The following is a 14,031-nucleotide window of genomic DNA, read 5'->3' as shown; positions in this document are numbered from 1 at the left end:
TTGTCTGATGAAAACTCGATGGAGAGCTCTGGAGTTGTCCCCTTTGAACGGACACATTATGTTCTCGTTAAAGGGGACAACTCCAAATTTCAATAAACGTCTTGTTAAAGCTCCGAAACTGTATTTCCACGATACTGGGCTGATGTGCTGGTTGCTGGGCCTACAGGACCCCGAACAACTGGCCGCGCATTCCCTGCGCGGCGCTATATTTGAAACTTATGTTATCAGCGAACTTGCGCAGCTCTTCCTGAACCGGGGTGAGCCAGTGCATTTATATTTCTGACGCGACAGCAACGGCAACGAGGCGGATCTGCTCATCGAAACTCGTGAACAGCTGATGCCCATCGAGATTAAATCTGGACAGATTTTGAATCGGGATTTTTTCACAATTCTTAGATGCTGGCTCGAATTGGCGGGCCCTTTAGCTACCCGTCCTACAATCATCTACGGCGCCACAGGCGAGATTGAGCATCAAGGAGTGCGGGTGCTTGGGAAAAGATCAGCAGGGTGATCAACCAAAGAAGTAGGCTGACTCATGGGATTCGAAAACCCGAAAAGTTTTTAACACCGATTAGTCAATGCGCTGCTGGGATGCCTCTCTACGGAATGGATCCCGATTCGAGCCTGAATTAAGATAACAATGTTTCTTCTCTTGAGCTACAGTTTATTTGTTGAGAAAGTGTCACAATCACTGATTTTCCCCGATTCCAGGCCTTTTTTAAACCAATGAACCCTCTGTTTTGAGCTTCCGTGGGTAAAAGACTCGGGAACGATATAACCTTGTGATTGTTTTTGCAGACGATCATCACCGATTGCCGATGCGGCATTCAGCCCTTCCTCTATATCTCCACTTTCAAGTATGTTTCGCGCACGGTGAGCATTATTTGCCCAGACGCCTGCGAAACAATCTGCCTGTAATTCTTGGCGAATCGATAAGGCGTTTCGTTGCTGCTTATTTAAATATTTTCCCTCTGCAATGACTTTCTCGGAAATGTCCAATAACGTTTGAATATGATGACCAATCTCATGAGCGATTACATAGGCTTGAGCAAAATCCCCGGATGCGCCCAATTGTTTCATATCTTCAAAAAAGCTCAAATCGATATAGACTTTCTGATCATAAGGACAGTAAAAGGGCCCCATCGCAGCTTGGGCGAAACCACAGGCTGACTGTACTGCGCCACTAAATAATACCAGTGTAGGTTCTCTATAATTTATATTAAGTTGCTCAGGAAATAACGTTTTCCAGGTATCCTCCGTATCAGCAAGAATGACGGAAATAAATTCCTTAGCCTCTTCCTGGCCCGGGGGAATAGGCTGGGTTCGAGTTTGGGAATACTCGCTACCACCTAAAATTTCGCTGCCTTGCATAATAATCCGAGGATCAATATCAAAAAATATTGCTGCAAGTGCTAATAAGACGATACCGATGCTCCCGCCTCCGATTCCTCGGGATATCCTTATTCCGCGTCTATCCTCAACATTTTGACTACGACGTCCTGTTTTCCAAAGCATAATTTTCCTCCAGCTGATTTGTTGCAAGCAGTTATTAGGCAGTTTTCAAGTATATGTTTCAAATTATAGATTGAAGTGGTTCCCAATAACCGGCCCGTATGAGACAGGGGCGCAACGCCTACACGTCATATCTGATCGTAGATGCGCAGAGCGTGAAGAACACGGATACGGCGAACCAAAAGGGTTATGACGCGGGCAAGAAGGTCTCGGGTATCAAGCGTCATATTGCGGTGGATACGCAGGGGTTACCCCATGCAATCGCAGTAACTACGGCGGAGATCACTGATTGCAAGGGGGCGTTGCAGGCAATGGATCGGTGTAAGCCAAACCTGGGCAGGGTGCAAAGTGTATTGGCTGACAGTGCTTATGTGGGACAACCATTCGCTGAAGCAGTGAAGACCACGATTGGCGCAACTGTGCAGATTGCTCGGCGCAATCAATTGCACACGTTTTCTGTGATGCCGAAACGCTGGGTGGTAGAACGCTCTTTCGACATGGTTTGATTATACCCCGACAAGCGCCCTTGACATAGAGGTTGATACTAAACCTGAGGATATTGCATGAACATGTAATCAATACAAATTGACATTTATATTTAGAAAAGAATTCCTTGCCTTATTACGAGCAAGCAAAAATGATTCTAGAGGCAGACAAGCATGGACTATGGTGAGAGATCTGCTTTCCTGAGATAACCAATTTAAATCTAAAATCGCAATGATTTCCCGATTATAGAAAATCTTATGGATATTGATTAGACGTGAGGTGACATGGTAGCTTGATCAAGAAAGCCATGCGGCCCAAAGAACCGTCCAAAGCCGAACCTTGAACTGCGCCGGTTCAGTCGGCCGGTTCGACCCGCCGCGCCGCTGCGGTTTTCGGGTGGCGGGTGGGGTGCAACCTAGCCCCTCAGGCGCGCATAGTTGGCTACTGCGGGGCAGTCACGGGGCTGGCATAGGGGTAGTCATCCGGCGCGCGCCCGGCGGCCCTTGGAAGGGTGATAGTGTGGAGATTATTTTGCCCAAGCCGAACACGACTTTGCCTTATCGCTTACTCTCACTGACCTGAACCATCGCTCGTGTAGCCAGTGATAATCCTGAGGCTTATCTTCGGTGACGACGCCTTTGCGCAAGTCTTTTTAGAAATTAAGCAAAACAACTTGGTCAGTTATAAACCGAACGTATAAAATAGTCTGTCCTATAACTGTTGAAGTGCCCGTGTTTTCCGATGAGCGAAATAAATCAGCAAGAATTCGATGAGCTTACCAATCGTTATCGAAAACTAATCGCGTCTCAAAAAATCTTATTACTTTCTACTGCTTCAACTGATGGTGTCCCAAATATCAGTTATGCCCCTTTTGTGCACGATGATACTGGGCTCTATTATATCTATGTCAGTGAATTGGCGAGCCATACAGTCGATTTACTGAATAATCCAAAAGCATCAATAATGTTTATTTTCCCGGAATCAGAATCTCATAATCTGTTTGCACGCGAGCGAGCCGTGTTAAATTGCAGTGTAAAAGAAATAATTCGGAATACTGAGGCATACACGCAGCGGATACAAGCATTGCAGGAAAGATTTGGTAAAGTTGTCAGTGTATTATGCACCTTACCAGATTTTCATTTATTTGAATTACGTCAGGAAAGCGGACGATATGTTGCTGGTTTTGGGCAGGCTTTTGCAATCGATGTAGACAATGATTGCTTGAAACGTTGAAGTGTTTTTGCAACCTTGGCAAATTTAAGTGCAATTCAAACTGTAATGTCGGTATTCGCAATTGCCAATATGTATTTCCCTCAATTGATCATCCTCAATGCCTCCCTCAAAATAGGCAATAAATACCCGCATGGTATCTTCGTGTGCGACTACCAATAGTGTTTTATCTTTTTGTCCTTTTAGCCAGTCGATGAAGCGTAATACACGCAACTTGTGATCAAGCAACGATTCGCCGTCATTTACGCGCTTTCGTAGCGGATCATGGACAATCGCTGCAAAATAGTCAGACACTGGTTTGCCATCAAAGCCGGAGCGGATATCGGCAAGATCAGGATGAACCTCAATTGGTACTGAGTGGTAGCGATTTATTACCTCTGCTGTTTGGTGTGTGCGCGGCAGAGGAGAAACTATAATGCGCTCAAATGCTACATCACGCAGCGTCAGTGCTGCCGTATGCGCCTGTTGCATGCCTACTTCTGTTAAATGGACGTTTCGGCCAGGATCGTCGTTGCACAGGCCAAGATCATTATAATTAGTACGCCCATGGCGCATGAGGTAAATATCCACGCAACAAATGACTGTGAAATTAAAAACCAAGTGGAATACAAAATTAGACCAGAATTAAAAATTTACCAAATAACAAGACAGAAGTGTAGTACCCAGGTTTACGAAAATGGATAGAATTCTCCGAATTATCGTTGCTGTATTTTGTGGTATGAAGGTAATTATAAATGTATCGGCAGAATCAAGATAGCAATGCAGCATTAACGGGCGCCGGTCGGCCCGCCTCACACGCATAGTTGGCCGCTGTGGGGCCCTTTTGGAGCGGGCCTGGCCTATACCCCCATTCGATTCCCCCGCGTCTCACCATGGGCAATTTTGGGTCGTTTCTGCCAGTTTTTCACGCCTGTGCTTGCCACCACTCGGTTTTTCTGGGGCGATGCTCGGAATCAGTTCGGTGGGAACTATGGTAACTACATGTTTTGTCTCAAAAAGGGCAGGAGGGGCCCGCCATCAGTGTAGTTCTGTTTCGGTTCTGGTTCGGTTAGAGTCAGTCGGTTCGGTGCCAGAAGAAAAACTGCTTAGAATTCTTCCTCTCTTTGTAGGCATAAACCACTGAGCGCCGGAGTGTTAATCCGACGGTCGCTGGTATTAGACAGGAGTGGGAAGTTATCGATGGATAACTCGTTGTTCTATAGAGATATTGTTGAAATACCTCGGTTAAGGTGGCGGAGTGAGCGCCGGACTTTGGGTTGCATGTTCGCATAACATCAATTTTTCTTGCATCTTGGTAGGTCGCTGGGGAGTCTGTGATGAGCGAGCGCTCAATTCATTCTGCAGAAAGACAAAAGTGGATCTAGCATTCACAGGTAGCCTCATTAAACGCGTCGTCTTCTATCTACGTCTACTTATCCTTTATAAAGATACATATGTCACCAGAAAATGGAAGTTTTTCATATTGACAGATTGGTGATTTGGCAATCTGCTTCAGTGCAGGTGTCTGTTCTATATGGGGATTGCCGAGCTGCCATTGATGCGCGTCTGCCGGGGAGTTGATATCGAGGCTAATCTCTGCTTCATTCCGTTCGAGCAATCTATGCTACTCAGTAAAAGGCAGATACTTCCGTTTCAATAATCGCTACTAAGTATCTTACGTGCGCCTTACAATAACACTTCCTGCAACGGATCATTCTGCTCTGGCCTATTCAGCTTTAAAACTTTATTATCAGTCATGCGCAGTTTCCCTAATTTTATTGGTTGATCTGGGGAGATCTTTACCGGCATGTTGCACGGTTTGTTTTCTTTGAATAAACCAGAAATAAACATATCTCCAATTAATACCGTATTGTAATGAACAAGAATACTAACTCTACCGAAGTCTTCATCGTCTACCAAAAGCACGAGGAGAAGCTAGCGGAAAACCTTAGCAAACTTTTCGAACTTTGGGGACTAAATTCCTTCTATTGCCGTGATTCTAGCAAGGCTCATGCACATAAACCCTATCGTGATTATCTCGCAGAAGAGCTCTTTCGGTCAGTGTTGGTGGTTCTACTAGTTTCACGCGAATTTGAATGGTCAAAATATTGCCAATCGGAAGCTGGAGCTACTATCACGATGGGAAAGCCGAGAATAATTATTACTATTCCACCTGTGGTCAATGATGACGTGAGCAAAATTGCTCCGATCCTCGAAGGGTTCAATTGTTTTAATCCATCACCCTTTAATGCAAATCTACTAAGAGAGAGTATAAAAGGGACGCTTAAAGCTACCCTCAATACCCTCAGTTTTAAAAAAAGAAATGTTTCTAACCAAAAAGAAGGAATTGAGGCTGCCTTGAACCGTGTTGAGGATTATAAATCTGGCTCTGAGGATGAGAGAGCCTTAGAAAGGCGCATAGACCAAACGATAAAGGATATTACCGATGCGTACGCAATAATTCCTTCAAGGCGATACATAGTAAAAACTTGGCCTTCAATTAAAGAAGAGTCTTGCCTGCAAGCTCGTAGCAGTATTGTGATACATATAAAACAAAGTCTAATCAAAAAAGTTGAACCGACAGAGGTAATCTTGGTGGGCGTGTCCCTTAAATACTCACTTGAATTGATCACGAAAACACTCCGGGAACTTGCAGATAGTAACGAGGATAAAGCAGCTCTTATTAAAGATCGTAAGGAGAAAAAGAAGATGAAAATCAGTCTTTTTCACATGAACGAGCATTCACACATACTATGGGCGATAAGGGACTTTGATGATGTTAAAATGATCAAGGAAAATTTCGATATTGGTTGGGCTGATAGAAAGAAAGCTTGGGCGAAGCTCGCTATGGAATGCTCGATAGAATTAGACATCAATGGACCTTATGGCATTGATTATATACCACCTCACTTAGGTATATGCATAGATGACACTACATTATATTCTGGACGCTGTGTGTTCGAGAAAGGAGGTATGGAGCAGCGTTTGCTGGTTGGAGAGCAGGAGTATATTCACTATTCTTCTGCAGAGGCACACGGAATGAATGCTATTAAACAATTCAAGCAAGCACTTATACTCTATGGAAACGCGCGCTACAATTCAGGTGTCAGATTAGTATATAGTCCAAGTGAATGGATAGAACACCTAAAGGATGGCCTAACAGTCTTGCCTGATTGCGGTAAGATTACGCTCTTAAGCCAGACTGCAACCAAATTTACAGGATCCGGATTGGTTGATGAGGCACTTAGACTAGGCCTCGAGATAAATCTGCATATTCAGAATCCTTCTCAGGATACTCCACTGAAAATAAAATCTCATATTGAGAACGTGAATGAACATTTAAAGGATGCAGTTAAAAGAGCTCAAAATAAGAAGGGGCATATTCGAGTCTTCTATTCGAGTGAGCCCGCCTATCGTGCGGTTTTGATCGGCAATGAATTAATAGGTTACCAAAACTATGTCCGCATGGATGATGAGTTAAGGCGCGGCACCTTGCGTTTAATTGTTACCAAAGCATCATCACAATTTGAAAGCCTCAAGAGTGATTTATTTCCTGATCATAAAGCTGCTCCAAATTTCATTATCCAAGGATAATGGACTAGCGGGAGCATTCGCTGGAATACGCACAGTAACACCTAAAACGCGTGACGGTATGGTGGAATCATTGCGGGTTCTAAAAGTATGCAGAAAAACCGCCATTGCAGCTCGTCGTATCGCACTACAAATGATTCAAATGGATATTATTTCCGCACCGGAGCCGATTCGTGAGTTGCTTCGTACAATGACTCGCATGCAATTAATCCGTACTCTTGCTGCCTGGCGGCCAGATCTGGGTGGATATCGTGATATTGCGACTGCTTACAAGATTGCCCTGAAATCACTTGCACGACGATATTTGGAATTACAGGACGAAATCGCGGATTTGGATGTCATGATCTCGCCATTGTTGATGAACTTGCTCCCGAGCTAATTTCAAGCAAAGCCATTGGATATGAATCTGCTGCACAATTACTCATTACCGCCGGAGACAATCCAAAGCGATTAAAATCCGAAGCTAGTTTTGCCGCCCTATGCGGTGTGAGTCCGATCCCAGCTTCATCGGGAAAGGTCAATAGACACAGATTGAATCGCGGCGGTGATAGAGCCGCTAATAGTGCACTGCATATTATTGCCATTGGACGACTAAGAACAGACAATAAAACTAAAGAATACGTTGAAAAACGTTTAACACAGGGTCATACGAAACTTGAAGCGCTCCGGTGCCTTAAACGCTATATTGCGCGAGAAGTTTATTACATTTTGAAAAAACGTAATAATTTTATCAATAGTATTCAAATTGCTGCTTGACATTTAGAAGGGCATCCAGAGCACTCAATACACCAGCGTTGAGTTCGGCAAGCGATGTAAGGAAATATGGGAGTTCGCCCCTCCATGGGTAGTGTAGGCGATGCCTATGACAATGCAATGGCTGAAAGTTTTTTTGCCAGTCTGGAATGTGAGCTGATCGACAGGCGTTCGTGGAAAAATAAAACCGAAGCAAGGCTGGCCATATTCACCTGGATCGAGTCCTGGTATAACCCAACCCGCAGGCATTCTGGGCTTGGATACTTATCACCCAACAATTTTGAAAGAAAGCTTAAGGAGGAAAATCAAATCACGATAAACTACAATCCTCTTTCACAGGTCGAAACTCTCTCGGCTCAGTAAAAAAATGTCCGTCAAAATGGGACAACTCCAACTCAACTCCACTAACTGATTGACCCTGCAAAGAATACAGGCTCTGAGTTATTTCTCAGCAAACCAGATATCACCATACCATGCGGTAGCAACTGCACCTGTGTTGTCTGTATCAGTCATGATGGCCACAGCATCGACGTGGCCCGGTTCTTCACCGAATGCACGACGGTAATCGGCACGTACGTCTCGACGTTCGCTGACCCATTGGCCGACCCGATCAGAACCTGATTCTATTGCGATCATGTGCGCATGATCGGTAAAAGCATTGGGCCAACGACTGTCGATCGGCTGTTGGTTCGACCACACGTAATTGATGGCGCGTGTGCGCCAGAACATCACGCCACCAGAAAATACCACATAAACTCGCGCAGGATAATCATCGCCCGCGCGGGTGCGCTCATCGTTACCGGTCAATATGCCGCCCACCTTCCATATCCAGTTAAGGATAGGAGTTTTATTAAGATCGACGCTTACCTCACGATAGCGCCCCGAAGCGGTAGCACTGCTGTCAGCACGTAAAGCAAGTTGTCCATCCGAATTGTCCAGAGAATAACGGGTTTCTCCAGAAAAAGACTTTTTCTGCCAGCCATTCATATCACCTCGTGAAAAGCGGGCAATATCGACACGTTCATCTCCTGACCAAGCTATTGTTGGCAGGCAGATTGCTATCCACAATAAAAACTTCTTCATTTTTTATTGTGTCCTCTCAAATAGCGATTCGATGAGAAAGGCATCGTCAAAGTGACGACGCCCATTGAAAGCGGTGGAATGACGCCCCCATTGGCGCATTGCACCTGGCGAGCGGATACCCATTGGCCATAGAAGAAAACGTTCAAATCGCTCTGTTCCGGCAACCAGGCCATATTTGCCAAACAAGCTGCGATACCCTTCACTAGAAGGCAGAGAGCGCAGTACATCATAATCCTCAGATAGCATCGGATGGCTCGCCTGTATCGCCTGTATCGCCGATGATTGATCACTCTCTACATTGTCATGGTAAATCCGCTGGATAAAATGTGTGTGGTGAGCAATGCGCAGCACCAGCGGCTGTTGCTCGGGTGCTGATTGCGGCAGCAGTGGCGATTCAAAATAGGAGGAAGGAAGATCTTTACGCAAGCGTAGCTGATGACTCGGGAAGAATTCGTGATAGCAACCGCAGTTATGTATGGCATCGTAAAGCCATGGCTCACCATTAGGTCCTAGGGTTACTCGCCAGTTGATACCATCGAGTTGACCGGCGTAAATGTCACTACCCGGTCGTGCTCGAAACCAAACAATGTAATTTAGCTGCAGCAACACTTGATTGCCAAAGCGAGTGTGTGAAAGCTTGCGATAAATTGTTGGGTGAGCAGTGTCTACTGTTGGTCCATTCTCCCAGCGTATCAAGCCAATGAGATCATTTTCATCCACTATATCAACTTCCCATACTGGAGCATACTTGTCGAACAGCTTATCTAGTTCAACAGACGTTGGCAATGGAATTCCCAATGGATCACGTGAGCGATAAAGAACTCTACTGATTTCCTGGGCATTGAAGGGGTTATTGAGTGATGAGGCATCTGTTGCTGCAGTGATAGCGGTGGGTAGCGGTTTCCAGCGCACCAGTTTGCCAGTAACCGGCAGCAATGCGAGCGGTGTTGCGAAGATATCACGTGTTTTACTATGCCACGCAGATATTCCAGCAGCAACAATGGGTGCGGTGAGCGGGTAAAGACCAAGTGCCTGCCACCAGGAGACATAATCATCTGGGACGTGGGCAATATCGCGCAGTCGAGCACGGTGCTCCGGCTTCACAAGATCGATCGTTATCAATAAATCGCGACACCTGTTGAGTTCATTAAGCAAAGTGTCTTTTCTCTGAACTAACACTGAGGGAGGTAGGTTGCGCAACTCTAATGCACGCGCCTGAGCGTCAAGATCAGCCATGTGACCAATCCATGCTAACCACTGTGGCGATTCATCGTTTAATTCATGATTGAACGAAGCCAGTAGGCGTGTCGTGCGAAAGTAAGGAAACCCATGAACCAGTGATGAACCGTGATCGCGTACATCCGCAGTGTCAATCACAGCATCAACTTCTTGGTATAAAGCTCGGCAGCTTGCCGCAGCAATATCTTCCTGTGCAGTTGATCTGGTTCCCATCGCGATGCAACCAGTCAGAAACAACATGCTAAAGACAAGGGTTATTTCTGTCCCGGTCAAAGTAATACGGATTGAATTGTTGAAACTATCCATAGATTCACCCTCAGTATGCTACCGCTGGCTATCGATTTCATCGACATTGAAGAAAATATATTCTGTATCAAATTAAATACAGTAATATGCATTGAATATAGTGCTAATTTATATTACTGTTTGATTCAATGAAGTTTAACCAACTCAAGCTGATACAATGATGGTACTAATTTCTATGCAGTAATTCTCTATTCAGTTAGAGCTAAATATTGGGCAGAACATCCTTGCCGCCTGAATCGACATACTTTTTCATGCTAACCAGCGAACGTGCGATGATGCCTTTCTTGAACATATTTTCGATAAAGGTTGGGATATTCTTCGAAGAAATTATGCAGCCGTAGCGTGCCAGTGTTTTACCCTGATCATACGGATAGAAACGCCAAAAGCCGCGCAGTTCTACCAGGTCATTGTTGAACCTTGGATCCAGGCTCCAAAAGAAATTAAGACCCACTTTATCAAAGGTAAGGTTCGCGCGGTAGATAAAGGTCAAGAATGCGAACCTTACCTTGAACTCGATCGTGTCATGCAAAGGACTCTTGGCAATGACTTTGACCTCTTCGAGCTCTCTGAGGTATTTAACTTGATCTTCAGCGCGGGAAAGCAAGTTCCAAGTCTGTTCAGGGGTTTGATTAAAAATAACGGCGGCCTCGATCGATCCAGAGTGTTCTTGTGTGGCCAAATTGGTAATGGTAAAGACAATTTCACCATTAGCCAGTAGTTTTGTTTGTTGGATATCCAGATCTTTGAGACCATTTGATCCAAAATCAGGTATAGCGGCAAGGCCCAGAGTGGAGACCAGACAGAGCATCCCCAAAAGTACCCTAATGTTTGTTTTAACCATGCCAGCCCTCTTCCTTAGATATCCATTGCATCAATATCCAGAATGAACAATGAGTTGCATATAATTTCTAACTTTGAGCAAATTACCTAAAAAAATGCATTACAAGTATAAATTTGCCATTAAGCTCACAGAGAAATCCAAGCGTTGACGCTGATTTGAAAATTATATGTCATCAAACCAATTTGGACAGATGGTTGCCTGAATTAAGAGGCACTCTGGTTCATCAAGTTTAAATTTTTTGATCCGTCATTGACATACATTCCTTCTTTGTCAATGATCAATCAATATATGCCCAAAAAAAGCAAAAGCGCCAATGGCAATGCCGGTGATAAACTGTGCATGCACCAAATGAGAAAATTTCTTTAGTTCAGCTGGTGTGTAATACAAAGTCAGAAACAGGCCAAAGATTCCCTGCCAGACAACCAAAGCCAGCAAGGCAGGAAAGAAAAGGATGTGACTGTAGCGCGAAAATCCCATCATTGAAATATGCAGCAGAATGATCGCTACAGCAGCGATACCGAAATAAATATGCGTGCGATTCATCCATGTTAATAATCGATTGACGTAGGATGAATCGATTGGTGATGTATAGTCTGGGAGCAGGCGTTGTGCCAATTTTCCTTGACCTAACAGCAGTTTCAAAAAGGTGCGGAAATAAATAAATACTAATAGTGCCAAACCAGCTTTACCAAAACCTTCACCGATCTCGGTTAGGAATGTTTCCCGTTCTTCAGGAATCGGGTGAACCGAGTAGGCGTAAATAAAATACGCCATGGAAATCAGTGAGATAACAAATGTGTAAATGAGGATGTTGCGGATATTTTTAAGTGACTGTTGCATGGCATTAATCATTAACCATTTGCATTTTCTGAATTTCCGCCAGGTTTGTTTCTCCATTAACGTTAATCAAGACAAGACGACCACTGCCTTGAGAGTAGTCGTTGCGAAAATCATAAACACCTCCAATGATAGTCAAATGGCCTTCTTTGACTTCTGTTGCATATTTCTTTAAGGCGGTCGAGACCTGATGATTCACATTTGACTCAACACTTTCCTTAACCTGTGCATGATCATCAGATTTATTGCCAGCAACCTTGATCGTATCTAATTCACGCCAAATTGAAGGCTCAAGATGTGCAGGCTTTGACATGGCAGCTTCAACGGCTCCACAAGATGAGTGTCCTATAATAAATAATACTGGGGTATGCAGATGACGAATACCATATTCAATCGATCCTTCAGCGGTTGAAACTTGATTGCCAATATTACGAACCAAAAAAAGGTCTCCGTCAGGGTGGATATCAAGTGCATGTGTGTGTAATCGGGAGTCAGCGCAGGTCACCATCGTTGCTATAGGTTTTTGCCCGTGAATAAGTTCAGTGAAATAACCCGGTGGCAATTTCTTAACAAATTCATCATTAGATTCTATAACATGCCGAACAATTTCTCTAACTTGGTTTTTCTCGCTTTTGTTCACTGGCACCGGAGATTGAGCCATTAAGCTGCTTGTATTAAACAGGAATGTAAGTAGAACGTTAAAGCTAAGCTTTTGCATTGCATGCAATCTCCACTTGATTAAAACGTAATTTAGAGGCTTTCAATGATTTCTATTTTCGTTATATAGTCAGGCTTGGAAAACACAATAAAGAAATATGATCAATACAATTTCATACTAACAAAATTCAGATTCATTGATACCATTAATTATTGATAACTATAAGCACAACGATATGAGTCACCACGAAATACATAGATCACATCGTATAGGATGGTTACGCGCTGCCGTTCTCGGTGCAAATGATGGTATCGTTTCAACTGCAAGTCTTGTTATAGGTGTTGCAGCGGCGCATGCCGCGCATACAGACATACTTCTTGCTGGAGTTGCTGGCTTAGTTGCCGGCGCAATGTCTATGGCTGCAGGCGAATATGTATCGGTAAGCTCTCAATCAGACACAGAAAAGGCAGATCTTGAACTTGAGAGAAAGTCATTAAGCGATGATTACGGATTTGAGCTGCAGGAACTTGCAAATATATATGAAGAAAGAGGGCTTGATTCAAATTTGGCAAAACAAGTGGCAGAACAGCTAATGGCGCATGATGCATTAGGAGCACATGCAAAAGATGAGCTAGGTTTAGCAGAAAGTGTTAGAGCCCGTCCCATGCAAGCAGCATTTTTCTCTGCGGGTACATTTACTATTGGCGCTGCGTTACCATTATTGATCGCATGGAATGTGTCAAGCACCCAGCTCATACCCGTAGTTGCGGTATCGTCACTCATATTTCTGGCATCTTTGGGTAGTCTTGCCGCACTCGCAGGAGGAGCAACTATGTCTATCGGTGCTATCAGAGTTACATTCTGGGGAGCTCTCGCAATGAGTTTAACTGCGGCAGTAGGAAGATTATTTGGTGTAGCTGTATGATAAGAAATTGGCTTTTATGAAGCAATTTTAAGTGATGTTGGCTTCACTATTTTTTATTTTGAACCTATATCAAAATCAGCCTACCTTAGTACTCCGTCAATGTGACAGAACCCTAAACCCTCCAAAAACTGAATCGCCCCGGGAAGCATTAGAGGATCTGCTCGATGAGTTGGGCATCGGGTTTGTGGTTTTCGTCGATGACTTGGACAGGTGCCTACCCAAAAGGTCGCGATAGGAATGCCGGGTAACCGGCATTCCTATCGCGACCACTTAATCCGTATAAACGCCAGGCATTTTATTGTTTTCCGTGATAAAGCGATTTTCTAGCCAGTCAGCCCATTTAGTAGCTTTGGCAATCAAATCGGCACGATACTTGACGTTATATTTTGGAGTCCGAGAATGATAATTCGCCGCTTTTGTCCAGATATCGCCTTTATCATTTTTGATATGTAAGCGCACTCGCCATGCAGCCAGATCATAGGCATAACAACCCGGTTTTGCTACATGATCAGGCGTAATGCCATATTTGGATAAATCTTGAAGATACGCGGTATTAAACTGCATCGAGCCAACATCGTGAGTACCATTACT

General features: G+C 44.2%; 14 protein-coding genes and 3 pseudogenes. 9 read left to right on the top strand and 8 right to left on the bottom strand.

Going from position 1 to position 14,031, the window contains the following annotated elements; genetic code table 11:
- Positions 1 to 43 precede the first annotated feature (43 nt).
- The gene (locus tag BLW34_RS16540; RefSeq protein WP_218138847.1) at positions 44 to 283 is read left to right on the top strand and encodes a DUF4143 domain-containing protein; all 240 of its coding nucleotides are present in this window, start codon (positions 44 to 46) and stop codon (positions 281 to 283) included.
- A 374-nt stretch (positions 284 to 657) separates the two neighbouring features.
- Here BLW34_RS16540 and BLW34_RS11620 read toward each other — a convergent pair whose 3' ends face one another.
- Complete coding sequence (locus BLW34_RS11620) at positions 658 to 1,515, bottom strand: KPN_02809 family neutral zinc metallopeptidase (protein ID WP_090579726.1); 858 nt, start codon at positions 1,513 to 1,515, stop codon at positions 658 to 660.
- Between the two features lie 92 nt (positions 1,516 to 1,607).
- Here BLW34_RS11620 and BLW34_RS11615 point away from each other — a divergent pair.
- The 3 genes and pseudogenes from BLW34_RS11615 to BLW34_RS11610 form a co-directional block, all read left to right on the top strand.
- Positions 1,608 to 2,006 (top strand): annotated as a pseudogene (locus BLW34_RS11615) (transposase); the annotation flags it as partial.
- Between the two features lie 331 nt (positions 2,007 to 2,337).
- On the top strand, positions 2,338 to 2,580 hold the full coding sequence (locus BLW34_RS15690) for a hypothetical protein (protein WP_143037920.1): 243 nt from the start codon (positions 2,338 to 2,340) through the stop codon (positions 2,578 to 2,580).
- 159 nt (positions 2,581 to 2,739) lie between these two features.
- Positions 2,740 to 3,231 carry a HugZ family pyridoxamine 5'-phosphate oxidase gene (locus tag BLW34_RS11610; protein ID WP_090579725.1) on the top strand — a complete coding sequence of 164 codons (492 nt, stop codon included), beginning with the start codon at positions 2,740 to 2,742 and terminating at the stop codon, positions 3,229 to 3,231.
- A gap of 24 nt (positions 3,232 to 3,255) precedes the next feature.
- Here the strand turns inward: BLW34_RS11610 and BLW34_RS11605 are convergent, their stop codons facing one another.
- Positions 3,256 to 3,783, bottom strand: coding sequence for a histidine phosphatase family protein (locus BLW34_RS11605; RefSeq protein WP_090579724.1), 528 nt, complete (start codon positions 3,781 to 3,783; stop codon positions 3,256 to 3,258).
- Positions 3,784 to 5,082: 1,299 nt separating this feature from the next.
- On the opposite strand from BLW34_RS11605, the gene BLW34_RS11595 reads away from it, so the two are divergent.
- The 3 genes and pseudogenes from BLW34_RS11595 to BLW34_RS11585 form a co-directional block, all read left to right on the top strand.
- Positions 5,083 to 6,801 carry a TIR domain-containing protein gene (locus tag BLW34_RS11595; RefSeq protein ID WP_090579720.1) on the top strand — a complete coding sequence of 573 codons (1,719 nt, stop codon included), beginning with the start codon at positions 5,083 to 5,085 and terminating at the stop codon, positions 6,799 to 6,801.
- 13 nt (positions 6,802 to 6,814) lie between these two features.
- Positions 6,815 to 7,554: pseudogene (locus BLW34_RS11590) on the top strand (transposase); the annotation flags it as partial.
- Between the two features lie 16 nt (positions 7,555 to 7,570).
- Positions 7,571 to 7,914: pseudogene (locus BLW34_RS11585) on the top strand (transposase); the annotation flags it as partial.
- 78 nt (positions 7,915 to 7,992) lie between these two features.
- Here BLW34_RS11585 and BLW34_RS11580 read toward each other — a convergent pair.
- The 5 genes from BLW34_RS11580 to BLW34_RS11560 all read right to left on the bottom strand — a co-directional run bounded on the left by BLW34_RS11580 (position 7,993) and on the right by BLW34_RS11560 (position 12,575).
- Positions 7,993 to 8,634, bottom strand: coding sequence for a DUF3047 domain-containing protein (locus BLW34_RS11580; protein ID WP_090579717.1), 642 nt, complete (start codon positions 8,632 to 8,634; stop codon positions 7,993 to 7,995).
- Between the two features lie 3 nt (positions 8,635 to 8,637).
- Positions 8,638 to 10,179, bottom strand: a complete 1,542-nt coding sequence (locus BLW34_RS11575; RefSeq protein ID WP_090579714.1) for a hypothetical protein — start codon at positions 10,177 to 10,179, stop codon at positions 8,638 to 8,640.
- Positions 10,180 to 10,381: 202 nt separating this feature from the next.
- Positions 10,382 to 11,020: an SRPBCC family protein gene (locus tag BLW34_RS11570; RefSeq protein WP_090579712.1), complete on the bottom strand. Its 639-nt coding sequence runs from the start codon at positions 11,018 to 11,020 to the stop codon at positions 10,382 to 10,384.
- A 270-nt stretch (positions 11,021 to 11,290) separates the two neighbouring features.
- Positions 11,291 to 11,860 carry a hypothetical protein gene (locus BLW34_RS11565; RefSeq protein WP_090579752.1) on the bottom strand — a complete coding sequence of 190 codons (570 nt, stop codon included), beginning with the start codon at positions 11,858 to 11,860 and terminating at the stop codon, positions 11,291 to 11,293.
- Between the two features lie 4 nt (positions 11,861 to 11,864).
- Positions 11,865 to 12,575: a carbonic anhydrase gene (locus BLW34_RS11560; protein ID WP_090579711.1), complete on the bottom strand. Its 711-nt coding sequence runs from the start codon at positions 12,573 to 12,575 to the stop codon at positions 11,865 to 11,867.
- 175 nt (positions 12,576 to 12,750) lie between these two features.
- On the opposite strand from BLW34_RS11560, the gene BLW34_RS11555 reads away from it, so the two are divergent.
- Positions 12,751 to 13,440, top strand: coding sequence for a VIT1/CCC1 transporter family protein (locus tag BLW34_RS11555; protein WP_090579710.1), 690 nt, complete (start codon positions 12,751 to 12,753; stop codon positions 13,438 to 13,440).
- Positions 13,441 to 13,474: 34 nt separating this feature from the next.
- On the top strand, positions 13,475 to 13,675 hold the full coding sequence (locus BLW34_RS17440; protein WP_143037919.1) for a P-loop NTPase fold protein: 201 nt from the start codon (positions 13,475 to 13,477) through the stop codon (positions 13,673 to 13,675).
- A gap of 35 nt (positions 13,676 to 13,710) precedes the next feature.
- On the opposite strand, the gene BLW34_RS11550 is transcribed toward BLW34_RS17440, so the two are convergent.
- Positions 13,711 to 14,031 (bottom strand): lysozyme family protein (locus BLW34_RS11550; RefSeq protein WP_090579709.1); only part of this gene is annotated, 321 nt, incomplete at its 5' end.

Origin of the sequence: Nitrosomonas sp. Nm58, assembly GCF_900107335.1 — a bacterium.
Lineage (GTDB): Bacteria > Pseudomonadota > Gammaproteobacteria > Burkholderiales > Nitrosomonadaceae > Nitrosomonas.
Note: the sequence above shows the minus strand (reverse complement) of the source record. Positions and strands in the feature narration are given on the sequence as shown.

Excerpts from the sequence above, each read along its gene's own strand:
- BLW34_RS11570 (WP_090579712.1), bottom strand. The coding sequence starts at position 11,020 with ATGGTTAAAACAAACATTAGGGTACTTTTGGGGATGCTCTGTCTGGTC.
- BLW34_RS11610 (WP_090579725.1), top strand. The coding sequence starts at position 2,740 with ATGAGCGAAATAAATCAGCAAGAATTCGATGAGCTTACCAATCGTTAT.
- BLW34_RS11620 (WP_090579726.1), bottom strand. The coding sequence starts at position 1,515 with ATGCTTTGGAAAACAGGACGTCGTAGTCAAAATGTTGAGGATAGACGC.
- BLW34_RS11555 (WP_090579710.1), top strand. The coding sequence starts at position 12,751 with ATGAGTCACCACGAAATACATAGATCACATCGTATAGGATGGTTACGC.
- BLW34_RS11560 (WP_090579711.1), bottom strand. The coding sequence starts at position 12,575 with ATGCAAAAGCTTAGCTTTAACGTTCTACTTACATTCCTGTTTAATACA.
- BLW34_RS11565 (WP_090579752.1), bottom strand. The coding sequence starts at position 11,860 with ATGCAACAGTCACTTAAAAATATCCGCAACATCCTCATTTACACATTT.
- BLW34_RS11580 (WP_090579717.1), bottom strand. The coding sequence starts at position 8,634 with ATGAAGAAGTTTTTATTGTGGATAGCAATCTGCCTGCCAACAATAGCT.
- BLW34_RS11575 (WP_090579714.1), bottom strand. The coding sequence starts at position 10,179 with ATGGATAGTTTCAACAATTCAATCCGTATTACTTTGACCGGGACAGAA.
- BLW34_RS11595 (WP_090579720.1), top strand. The coding sequence starts at position 5,083 with ATGAACAAGAATACTAACTCTACCGAAGTCTTCATCGTCTACCAAAAG.
- BLW34_RS17440 (WP_143037919.1), top strand. The coding sequence starts at position 13,475 with ATGTTGGCTTCACTATTTTTTATTTTGAACCTATATCAAAATCAGCCT.
- BLW34_RS11605 (WP_090579724.1), bottom strand. The coding sequence starts at position 3,783 with ATGCGCCATGGGCGTACTAATTATAATGATCTTGGCCTGTGCAACGAC.